The organism is Vibrio sp. 10N.247.311.14, assembly GCF_041467715.1.
GTDB lineage: Bacteria > Pseudomonadota > Gammaproteobacteria > Enterobacterales > Vibrionaceae > Vibrio > Vibrio crassostreae_C.
Genome location: NZ_JBFSVE010000034.1, coordinates 45,865 through 56,632, shown reverse-complemented (window position 1 = coordinate 56,632; position 10,768 = coordinate 45,865). Strand labels below are relative to the sequence as shown.

At 44.4% G+C, this 10,768-nt stretch carries 10 protein-coding genes; 4 read left to right on the top strand and 6 right to left on the bottom strand.

Annotation, left to right across the window (positions count from 1 at the left end; genetic code table 11):
* Window positions 1-319: 319 nt before the first annotated feature.
* From pgsA to uvrY, 3 genes are read right to left on the bottom strand one after another with little or no spacing between them, the layout of a single operon-like run.
* Window positions 320-877, bottom strand: coding sequence for a CDP-diacylglycerol--glycerol-3-phosphate 3-phosphatidyltransferase (pgsA, locus tag AB6F11_RS13750; protein WP_017061490.1), 558 nt, complete (start codon window positions 875-877; stop codon window positions 320-322).
* 46 nt (window positions 878-923) lie between these two features.
* Window positions 924-2,756 (bottom strand): excinuclease ABC subunit UvrC, encoded by a 1,833-nt coding sequence (gene uvrC / locus AB6F11_RS13745; protein ID WP_104216169.1) that lies wholly within the window; start codon window positions 2,754-2,756, stop codon window positions 924-926.
* A gap of 15 nt (window positions 2,757-2,771) precedes the next feature.
* Complete coding sequence (gene uvrY, locus AB6F11_RS13740; protein ID WP_004729778.1) at window positions 2,772-3,416, bottom strand: UvrY/SirA/GacA family response regulator transcription factor; 645 nt, start codon at window positions 3,414-3,416, stop codon at window positions 2,772-2,774.
* Window positions 3,417-3,842: 426 nt separating this feature from the next.
* Here uvrY and AB6F11_RS13735 point away from each other — a divergent pair, with 426 nt between their 5' ends.
* On the top strand, window positions 3,843-6,206 hold the full coding sequence (locus AB6F11_RS13735) for a DNA polymerase II (RefSeq protein ID WP_102393394.1): 2,364 nt from the start codon (window positions 3,843-3,845) through the stop codon (window positions 6,204-6,206).
* 93 nt (window positions 6,207-6,299) lie between these two features.
* On the opposite strand, the gene AB6F11_RS13730 is transcribed toward AB6F11_RS13735, so the two are convergent.
* Window positions 6,300-7,067 carry a nucleotidyltransferase gene (locus AB6F11_RS13730; protein WP_102393393.1) on the bottom strand — a complete coding sequence of 256 codons (768 nt, stop codon included), beginning with the start codon at window positions 7,065-7,067 and terminating at the stop codon, window positions 6,300-6,302.
* Between the two features lie 137 nt (window positions 7,068-7,204).
* Here AB6F11_RS13730 and yeiP point away from each other — a divergent pair, with 137 nt between their 5' ends.
* The 3 genes from yeiP (at window position 7,205) to AB6F11_RS13715 (ending at window position 8,744) form a co-directional block, all read left to right on the top strand.
* The gene (yeiP, locus tag AB6F11_RS13725) at window positions 7,205-7,774 is read left to right on the top strand and encodes an elongation factor P-like protein YeiP (protein ID WP_017055115.1); all 570 of its coding nucleotides are present in this window, start codon (window positions 7,205-7,207) and stop codon (window positions 7,772-7,774) included.
* Window positions 7,775-7,784: 10 nt separating this feature from the next.
* On the top strand, window positions 7,785-8,114 hold the full coding sequence (locus AB6F11_RS13720) for an HI1450 family dsDNA-mimic protein (protein ID WP_004741258.1): 330 nt from the start codon (window positions 7,785-7,787) through the stop codon (window positions 8,112-8,114).
* 147 nt (window positions 8,115-8,261) lie between these two features.
* Window positions 8,262-8,744 carry an RNA methyltransferase gene (locus AB6F11_RS13715; RefSeq protein ID WP_017061495.1) on the top strand — a complete coding sequence of 161 codons (483 nt, stop codon included), beginning with the start codon at window positions 8,262-8,264 and terminating at the stop codon, window positions 8,742-8,744.
* A gap of 187 nt (window positions 8,745-8,931) precedes the next feature.
* Here the strand turns inward: AB6F11_RS13715 and rluB are convergent, their stop codons facing one another.
* Entirely contained in the window at window positions 8,932-9,966 is a 1,035-nt protein-coding gene (gene rluB / locus AB6F11_RS13710; RefSeq protein WP_017055112.1) for a 23S rRNA pseudouridine(2605) synthase RluB, read from the bottom strand.
* A gap of 159 nt (window positions 9,967-10,125) precedes the next feature.
* Window positions 10,126-10,746, bottom strand: a complete 621-nt coding sequence (locus tag AB6F11_RS13705; RefSeq protein ID WP_009848751.1) for an L-threonylcarbamoyladenylate synthase — start codon at window positions 10,744-10,746, stop codon at window positions 10,126-10,128.
* Window positions 10,747-10,768: the final 22 nt, after the last annotated feature.

The following is a 10,768-nucleotide window of genomic DNA, read 5'->3' as shown; positions in this document are numbered from 1 at the left end:
AACCGAGGTCCACGGATTTGCAATCCGCTGCATAGCCACTCTGCCAAGGCGCCTTAGTAACTCCAATCGAATCGCTCATTGCCATCCTCTTGGGTACGGGATGCATTCTACGGATTCAGACGATTGAGTCAATATTATTTTTGTATTTTTAATTCGTTTGAATAGATTTCATACGAAACAGGCCAAATAGCTGACTTTATGTTCAAAACACACTGTGAGCGGGTTATTCAAAGGAGATCTATATCACATTAGATATCCACTATTGATAACTTAACCTTAGGTTAAAGATCAAAAAAGCGAGCCTCAGCTCGCTTCTTCATCAATGATGTTTTTCGTCTAACAAATCGTCTTTGGCAGCCATCAAGTATTGTGCCATTGACCAGTAAGTAAGAACGGTGGCGACATACAGTGCAATGTAACCTACCCACACCATCCAATCGTCATAGCGCCAGATAAGTACCCAAAGGGCGAACATCTGAGAAACCGTTTTTACTTTACCAACCCAAGATACCGCAACACTTGCGCGTTTACCGATTTCAGCCATCCATTCACGAAGCGCTGAAATGATGATCTCACGAGCAATCATGGTCACGGCTGGAATAGTTATCCAAATAGAGTGGTAATGCTCTGTAATCAGGATAAGAGCCGTAGCGACCAACACTTTGTCAGCCACAGGGTCAATGAAGGCACCGAAGCGAGACGTTTGCCCTAACTTACGAGCTAGCATGCCATCTAGCCAATCAGTGAAACCGGCTACCCAAAACACCATCGCAGCAGCGAAAGGAGCCCATTGATAAGGTAGATAGAAAACGACAACGAATACTGGGATCAAAAATAGTCTCAGTAAGGACAAAATGTTAGGTATATTCAAACGCATATTATTGGGCTCTTATTAATTGCGCTTTAATGGTGCGGGATTTTTACTATTGTTTCAATGCTTGATAAATGTTTTCTGCCAAAGAATGACTAATGCCCGGCACTTTGGCTATTTCTTCGACAGTTGCACGCTTAAGTTCTTGTAAGCCACCCATATATTTCAGCAAAACTTGACGACGTTTAGGTCCTACCCCTTCAATTCCTTCCAAAGCACTGGTTCTGCGCGTTTTACCACGTTTCGCCCTGTGCCCTGCAATCGCATGATTATGGCTCTCATCACGAATGTGCTGGATAAGATGCAGCGCTGGTGCATCGCTAGGTAAATTAAACTCTTCACCTTCAAGGGTTACCAAAGTTTCTAAACCCGGTTTACGCGTCACGCCTTTCGCAATACCCATCATTCTTGGTCTAAACGGCCAATCACCCCAATATTGAGAAATGATCTCATGAGCGCGGTTTAGCTGACCTTTACCACCATCGATAAAGATGATGTCTGGGATCTTGTCGACATCGAGTTGCTTCGAATAACGTCTCTCAAGCGCCTGAGCCATCGCTGCATAATCATCGCCACCTGTAATGCCGGTGATGTTGTAACGACGGTACTCTGGTTTAACCGGGCCTTCTTGATTGAACACCACACACGACGCAATCGTGCTTTCACCCATGGTATGACTGATATCAAAACATTCCATGCGCTTGATAGCATCCATCGACAGCACTTCTTGGAGCTCTTTGAAGCGCTGATTAATCGTCATCTTGTGATTAATCTTGGTGGTAATAGCCGTCAATGCATTGGTATTAGACAATTTAAGGTAACGACCTCGAGTACCTGAAGGGTTGGTATTGAAGTGAATCTTACGACCCGCTACTTCACACAAGGCTTCTTGAATCGGTGTGACATCTTCCATCAAATCGGCATTGAGAATCAAACGGGTTGGGATGGTTCTCGCTTCATTATGCGCAAGATAGTATTGGCTTAAAAAGCTCGAAAAGACCTCTTCTCGCACCGTATTGTTGGGAATTTTAGGGAAATGGCTTCTACTGCCTAAAACCTTGCCTTGGCGAATCATCAAGATATGAATACACGCTACGCCATTCTCTTGAGCAAATCCCAACACGTCCATATCTTCCATTGAATCGTCAGATACGTATTGTTGTTCTTGCACACGTCGAATCGCTTGGATTTGATCACGGAAAGCGGCAGCTTGTTCAAAACGAAGCTCACGGCTTGCCTTGTCCATCTTTTCGATGAGCGTCTCAAGGACTAATTTATCCTTTCCTTGCAGGAACAGACGAACATAGTCGATAAGCTCGCTGTACTCTTCATCAGAGATGATTGAGCTAACACATGGCGCAGCACAACGGCCAATCTGATACATCAAACATGGACGTGTTCTGTTGGCATAAACCGTATCTTCACACTGGCGGGCAGGGAAAATCTTTTGGATTAGGTGTAGCGTCTCACGCACAGCGCCGGAATCAGGGTAAGGACCAAAGTATTCGCCCTTTTTCTTCTTAGCACCACGGTGTATCGACAAACGAGGATGCTTGTGACCGCTAATAAAAATATAAGGGTACGACTTATCATCACGCAAAAGTACGTTGTATTTAGGCAAGTACTGCTTGATGTAGTTGTGCTCAAGAATGAGCGCTTCTGTTTCCGTGTGCGTTACAGTGACATCGATCTTGTCAATATTACTAACTAGAGCGCGTGTTTTTTCACTGTCGACTTTTTTACGGAAATAACTGGAAAGGCGTTTTTTGAGGTTCTTAGCTTTACCGACGTAAATAACGGCAGCCTCGGCGTTATACATTCGATAAACGCCGGGCTGCTCTGTTACTGTCTTGAGGAATGAGACTGAGTCAAACAAGTTGGTCACTATACGATCTCAGTGTTAAAGGGTCTCAGTGTCTAACATTCCATGTCTAATCGCTAAATGCGTCAGCTCTACATCGCCACTGATATCCAGCTTACTGAACAAGCGGTAGCGGTAACTGTTGACTGTTTTAGGACTTAGATTGAGTTGTTCTGAAATATCCGTCACTTTCTGACCTTTGGTAATCATCATCATGATTTGAAGTTCACGTTCAGATAAGTCTGCGAATGGATTTTCAGACGCAGGCGAGAATTGGCTCAAAGCCATCTGCTGCGCAATTTCTGGTGAAATGTATCGTTGGCCACTATTAACCACTCGAATTGCATTTACCATTTCATCCGGACCAGCCCCTTTAGTAAGGTAACCAGCAGCTCCAGCTTGCATCACTTTAGTTGGAAACGGATTTTCCGTATGAACAGTTAAAACGATGATTTTAACATCAGGGTTGAAACGCAAGATCTTCTTGGTTGCTTCTAAGCCACCAATACCAGGCATATTCATATCCATCAAAATAACGTCAGTATTGTTAGTACGACACCATTTTGCAGCATCTTCACCGCTTTCAGCTTCCCCTGCTACGTTCATTCCACGGACGTCTTCAATAATACGTCGTATCCCTGTGCGAACCAGCTCGTGATCATCTACAAGGAAAACATTTATCAAACTTGTATCTCCACACTATTAATTGGCTCTGCAACCACTGTGTCATTTCATCTGTTTGAAACAATTGAACAAAGGAACAGTGGATCGCAGCATTGAGTACATCTTAACTTAATTACTAAAAAAAAGCTCTGTTGAATATGTGCTGAAACACGAACTTTAGCAAGTACTTATTAACAAATAAGCTAACTAAAACAACAAGCTTTTTCTAAAAATCAACCAGTTAAAACAACACCCAATAAAATTACATAAGATAAAGATATTTTCAATACCATTGAATAACCATTCGCGACAATTTCACTTATTTGCTTATAGAGTCCCGTTATTTGCCTCTACTAACTAGAATTTAGTTAGTATTTTTACTGCCTTTTGTGCGCAGAAGGTCGCTAGATGGTAGTATTCGATTCCCCATTTCAATAGGTTACTACATTGGATATTCAGCAAGGCTTTGTACTCACAAGACAAGCAAGAGATTTTTCAGGGCGCACACAAATCGACTTGTGGTTAAGCACCCCTCAAGGCCCTACTCTGCTGACGATTCAAAATGAAAAACCGGTATTTTTTGTCGCTCAATCTGACGTTGAGGCATGTCAGGCAATCGCAGCGAAAGAGTCGATCGATTGCCAATTTAAGCCTCTAGAATTAGCCACATTCGAGCAAACACCTCTCGCCGCGTGTTACACCTCACTGTCGAGAAGCAGCTTTGGTTTAGCGCAAGCCTTTCACAACGAAGAAATCCAAACCTTTGAAAGCGATATTCGACTCGCCGATCGATTCTTGATGGAACGTTTTATCAAGGGAAGTATTGAGTTCACCGGATCTGCTGTGCAAAAAAATCAGCATCGTCGAGTCTCAAACGCAAAATGCCGAGCAGGTGATTACTTACCCAGTCTATCTGTGGTCTCGCTTGATATTGAGTGTTCGGAAAAAGGCGTGCTTTATTCAATTGGCCTAGACAGCCCGATGGACAGCCGAGTAATCATGGTCGGCGAAGCACAACAAGCTGAAACCAATATCCAATGGGTTGCCAACGAGAAAGCGCTACTTGAAGCCATGATAGCTTGGTTCTCTGAATTTGATCCTGACATCATCATTGGCTGGAATGTTATCGACTTCGATTTTAGGCTGCTGCACAAACGTTCAGAATGGAACGAAGTGAAGCTCAACATCGGCAGAGACAACCAACCGAGCTTTTTCCGCAGTTCTGCTCAAAATCAGCAAGGTTTTATCACGATTCCGGGGCGCGTTGTCTTGGATGGTATTGATATGCTCAAGACAGCGACCTACCACTTCCGTTCTTGGTCTCTTGAGTCGGTATCGCAAGAGCTGCTTGGGGAAGGCAAAGACATCCATAACGTTCATGACCGTATGGATGAGATAAACCGAATGTTTAAGTTCGATAAACCCTCACTCGCTAAGTACAACCTTCAAGACTGCGTACTGGTAAACAGCATCTTCGAGCACACTCACCTACTCGACTTCGCGATTGAGCGCTCTCGATTAACCGGTGTTGAGCTGGATCGCGTTGGTGGCTCTGTTGCGGCCTTTACTAACTTATATCTGCCTCAAATCCACAGAGCGGGTTATGTCGCACCGAACTTAGAGCCAGAGAATTGGATTGCGAGCCCCGGCGGTTATGTGATGGATTCAATTCCCAATCTGTACGACTCGGTTCTGGTACTCGATTTTAAAAGCCTATACCCGTCCATCATTCGTTCGTTTTTGATTGACCCTATGGGGCTTATTGAAGGATTGAAACTGGAACTAGGTCCAGACGAAAACCAAGCGGTTGATGGTTTTCGCGGTGGGCAATTCCACCGCTCTAAACACTTTCTGCCAGAGATGATCGAAAACCTATGGGCTGCACGTGATGTGGCCAAAAAGAACAACGAGAAAGCGTTCTCTCAAGCGATTAAGATCATCATGAACTCGTTTTATGGTGTGTTGGGTTCGTCTGGTTGTCGTTTCTTCGATACCCGGTTAGCGTCTTCAATTACCATGCGTGGACATGAGATCATGAAGCAAACCAAGGTTCTGATCGAAGACAAAGGCTATCAAGTGATTTACGGTGATACCGATTCAACCTTCGTGTCTCTGAACGGCAGTTATGATCAGCAAAAAGCAGACGAGATCGGGAACACACTGGTCGCTTACATCAACGATTGGTGGACGAATCATTTAAAAGAGACCCACAACCTAACCTCAATACTCGAATTGGAATACGAGACTCACTATCGCAAGTTTCTAATGCCGACCATTAGAGGTTCAGAAACCGGCTCGAAGAAACGTTATGCCGGATTAATCACTCAAGGCGATAAAGAAAAGATCATATTTAAAGGGCTTGAGAGTGCACGCACCGATTGGACACCTCTCGCACAGCAATTCCAACAAACCTTGTATGAGATGGTGTTTCACGATCAAGATCCAACCGACTACGTCAGACAGTTTGTTGATGAAACCTCTGCTGGCAAACATGATGATTTATTGGTGTATCAAAAGCGCTTACGCCGCAAATTACATGAATACCAAAAGAACATTCCGCCGCAGGTTCGCGCAGCTCGTATGGCCGATGAGATCAATGCTCAGTTAGGGCGCCCTCTTCAATACCAAAATAAAGGACGCATTGAGTATTTGATTACTCTGAGTGGCCCTGAGCCCAAGGAGTATTTAAAGAGTGGTATCGATTATCAGCACTATATCGACAAGCAGATTAAACCGGTCGCAGAGGCAATACTGCCCTTCATCGGTTTAGACTTTGAAAGAGTTAGTGGGCAGCAGTTGGGTTTGTTCTAGCACTATATTCAATATGCTCTTAAAACGAAAAAAGCAGAGATATGTTCTTCAGCACACTCTGCTTTTTAGTATCAATGGATCGGTTATAAATCTCTATCCGATTCTGAACTCGGTTTTCTGATACTGCTTAATCAACCACTCACCAAAGCCATCAAGAATACCGATCACCGAACGTTTAGGGATTGGTCGACCAGAAAGTAAAATGCCCAACCTTTGGATTTCGACTTCTCGACCTGGGTGATACTTCAAGAACTGTTGGCCACATTCAACAGGATCATCGTACCAATATTTATCGCGGTACATCACCAGTGAGTAACTCGCCCGTAGAAGCTTCTTGGCAATAATCACCTGCGCAGCGACTTGTTGTTCTGGCGTTGTCGCTCGTGCGATCTTGTTGCGATACACCGCCAACCAGTTTTCCGCATCCATATTCCAGTGCTTAGCGATTTCCCAACTTGTTTCAAAATCACCATAGCAGTCTGATAAGTCTTCACCATGCACACACACGGCTAAATGCTTGAGCATAAAACCCCAAGTGAAGATATTGTCGAAATCGACTATCTCACTCACTAAGGTAGTTTTTATCGCCACTTGAGTTACCTGCGGGAAGCTCTTTTGGAAACGCCATTTGATGGTGTTCAACAAAGTGGTTCGTTGGTCAGGAAACGGTCGATGGGTCACCACAACCACATCTAGATTGGAGCGACCGAAGACGGCTTGCTTACGAGCCACACTGCCATAAATATAAATACTGTGCAGATTAGATCCTAACCCACCTTTTAGAAAGGTAATCAGATCGTTAACCACAGGTTGAAATTCAGGTTGAAAAGGCTGTGTTGGGTCAATAACGGGTAGCTGCATAGGTCGTTTCGGTAAATAAAATAATGATTTAACTATAACTCTATGATCGCCTAGGTGACTTTATGATTCAAGCTATTCCTATTTATAGCATCTCCGAGATATAATCAGCGGATAGACCCACTAAGGACAAACACAAAATGCCTAGAGCAAGTGAAATTAAAAAAGGTTTTGCTATCACAGTAGAAAGCAAAACAGTGATCGTTAAAGATATCGAAGTAACAACACCAGGCGGCCGTGGCGGCCAAAAGATTTACCGCTTCCGTGGTAACGATGTAGCAACTGGCGTTAAAACTGAAGTTCGCCACAAGGCTGACGAAATTGTTGAAACTATTGACGTAACTAAGCGTGCAGTAATGTTCTCTTACGTTGATGGCAACGAGTACATCTTCATGGACAACGAAGATTACACACAATTCATCTTCAACGGTGAGACTATCGAAGACGAACTACTGTTCATCAACGAAGAAACTCAAGGCATGTACGCGATCCTTATCGACGGCAACGCTGCAACGCTTGAGCTACCAACATCTGTTGAACTAGTTATCGAAGAGACTGATCCTTCAATCAAAGGTGCATCAGCGTCTGCTCGTACTAAGCCTGCTCGTCTTTCTACAGGTCTTACTATTCAAGTACCTGAATACATCGCGACTGGCGACAAAGTAGTAGTAAACACTGCTGAACGTAAATACATGAACCGCGCAAGCTAAGATACTTATTATGACCGAAGCTAACGACCTAATGTCTTATGACGACGCAATTGACACTGCATACGACATCTTCCTAGAGATGGCACCTGACAACCTAGAGCCTGCAGACGTGATTCTTTTCACTGCTCAGTTTGAAGATCGTGGCGCAGCAGAGCTTGTTGAAACTGGCGATGATTGGGTTGAACATGTTGGCTTTGAAGTCGACAAAGAGATCTACGCTGAAGTGCGCATTGGTCTTGTGAATGAAGCTGATGACGTTCTAGACGACGTATTTGCTCGCATGTTAATCAGCCGTGATCCAGAACATAAGTTCTGTCACATGCTGTGGAAACGCGACTAATACCGCTGTTGACGCTCATCTGCATGAGTAAACAAGTATTCATGTAAGCGAGTTAAAAGTTAGCCGAGCCCATTGCTCGGCTATTTTTATCACGCTATTTTCCATCGTGATTCATCACTTTCATCATCAACGTTAGATTCACTGATTATGACCAAAGCAAAAACAGACACACAATCAAAAGGCTATGCCTGCATTGGCCTAGTTAACCCAAAGACGCCAGAAAACGTAGGCTCAGTGATGCGAGCAGCTGGCTGCTACGGCGCCAACTCTGTGTTTTACACTGGCACACGCTACGACCATGCGCGAAAATTCCATACCGACACCAAAGAAAAGCACTTAGCCCTGCCTTTGATTGGTGTTGAAGAGCTGAAAGATATTATTCCAGTAGGCTGCGTGCCGGTTGCTGTTGATCTGATTGAAGGTGCTAAGCCTCTACCTGATTACAAGCACCCACCACGCGCGTTTTACATTTTTGGCCCAGAAGATGGCACGCTAAAGAAAGAGATCACAGATTTCTGTCGTGAGACGATTTACGTTCCGACCAACGGCTGCATGAACCTAGCAGCATCAGTGAATGTAGTGCTTTACGACCGATTAGCGAAAGGCGATAACTTCTCGAATCATAAGTAAATAGAACGAGATAAGAGATGCGAAGAGCATGCTTACTGCCGATTATGGCAGTATGTTTTCGATACTCGATTACTCGCATCCCGAATCTTTTATTTCTTCTAGACGTAAAAAAACCTGCTCAATGAGCAGGTTTTTTAGTATTCAGTGCTTTTAGCTAATGAAGCTTTACGCGCAATAAATTACGTAATTACTGACGTGTTCTTGGCTTAGCTGGTTTAGCCGGACGACCGTTGTTCAGTTTAGGCTTACTTTTGTTAGCCTGAGGTTTGCCTTTGTTTGCAGCTGGAGCGCTACGACCTGAATCAGGTGTTGTAGTACCGCGAGTTGCAGGCTTCTTACGCTTAGTTTGGTTGCTACGGCCTTTTGGTGCGTTTGCACGCTCTTCGTGACGTTTAACAGCACGACGAATTTTTTGGCTACGAGAACGCTCACGCTTACGAGAAGTGTTTGAAGGATCAAGATCCAACAGTGTCTCTTTCTCAGGCTTAAGCTCAACAAGCTCACGCAGGTAGTTAACTTCTTGAAGATCTAGCTCTTTCCAACCGCCACGAGGCAGTTTCTTATCAAGGTAGATATCACCGTAACGTACACGTTTCAGGCGGCTTACTGTCGTTTCTTGAGATTCCCAAAGACGACGAACTTCACGGTTACGACCTTCGTTAATCGCTACGTAGAAAGTATGGTTCATACCTTCACCACCAGCGTAAACAACATCTTCAAAACGAGCCATGCCGTCTTCTAGTTGTACACCACGAGTAACGTTTTTAACTTTTTGCTCAGTCACTTCACCGAATACACGTACTAGGTACTCACGCTCAACCTGACGGCTTGGGTGCATTAGACGGTTTGCAAGCTCACCATCAGTAGTGAAAAGCAAAAGGCCTGATGTGTTTGCATCAAGACGACCAACTGAAATCCAACGAGAACCACGGATCTTAGGTAGACGATCGAAAACAGTACGGCGGCCTTCAGGGTCGTGACGAGTACAAAGCTCACCTTCAGGTTTGTAGTAAGCAAGTACACGACAAACCACTTCTTCAGAAGCCTTGCCTGAAACAGTATGGCCATCGATACGGATCACTGAGTTCTCGTCTTCAAGACGCTCGCCCAGTTTCGCAACTTGACCGTTAACACTTACACGACCAGATTTGATTAAACCTTCTAGTTCACGACGAGAACCGTGACCAGCTCGCGCTAAAACCTTCTGTAATTTTTCGCTCATTTACTCTTTTCTACCTAATTGTCGTCTTCACAGACGTCGAATGAATTTTTCGCGACCAAATCGCGGTCGCGTATTATCGCAAATAACCTGCCAAAAAGCACTTGTTATTTACTGTGGCAGGTTTGCTGTATCGTTACAGACTGTTAATCAGTAAAGCGATTATTCAAACGGCGCAGGATCGCCAGCACCACGACGTAGAACCACGGCATCATCGTCACTGAAGTCAATAACGGTCGTCGGTTGCTCACCTAAGTAACCGCCATTCAAAATCACATCAACCGCATGCTCTAGGCTGTCACGAATTTCTTCTGGATCCGACTCTGTAGTCTCGTTACCCGGAAGAATCAGAGACGTCGACATCAGTGGTTCGCCCATCGCTTCCAACAGGTCGAGTGCAATCTTGTTGTCTGGGACACGAATACCAATCGTTTTACGCTTGGCGTTCATCAAACGCTTTGGCACTTCTTTAGTTGCTTTAAAGATAAACGTGTAAGCACCTGGCGTGTGTGCTTTCAGCAGACGGAAAGCCACGTTATCAACGCGTGCATACAGTGATAACTCAGAAAGATCACGACATAACAAGGTGAAATTGTGCTTGTCATCGATGCGACGAATTTTACAGATACGTTCAAGTGCTTGTTTGTTTTCAAGCTGACAGCCCAGCGCATAACCGGAATCTGTTGGATAAACCACAACGCCGCCATTGCGAATAATCGCAACCGCTTGAGTAATTAAGCGTGCTTGTGGGTTATCTGGGTGTACATAAAAAAACTGGCTCATTGTTGATCCTCGTTATCGAATC

Bases quoted from the DNA above. Each gene is read 5' to 3' on its own strand.
- pgsA (WP_017061490.1), bottom strand. From the start codon at position 877: ATGCGTTTGAATATACCTAACATTTTGTCCTTACTGAGACTATTTTTG.
- AB6F11_RS13730 (WP_102393393.1), bottom strand. From the start codon at position 7,067: ATGCAGCTACCCGTTATTGACCCAACACAGCCTTTTCAACCTGAATTT.
- yeiP (WP_017055115.1), top strand. From the start codon at position 7,205: ATGCCTAGAGCAAGTGAAATTAAAAAAGGTTTTGCTATCACAGTAGAA.
- AB6F11_RS13720 (WP_004741258.1), top strand. From the start codon at position 7,785: ATGACCGAAGCTAACGACCTAATGTCTTATGACGACGCAATTGACACT.
- AB6F11_RS13715 (WP_017061495.1), top strand. From the start codon at position 8,262: ATGACCAAAGCAAAAACAGACACACAATCAAAAGGCTATGCCTGCATT.
- rluB (WP_017055112.1), bottom strand. From the start codon at position 9,966: ATGAGCGAAAAATTACAGAAGGTTTTAGCGCGAGCTGGTCACGGTTCT.
- AB6F11_RS13705 (WP_009848751.1), bottom strand. From the start codon at position 10,746: ATGAGCCAGTTTTTTTATGTACACCCAGATAACCCACAAGCACGCTTA.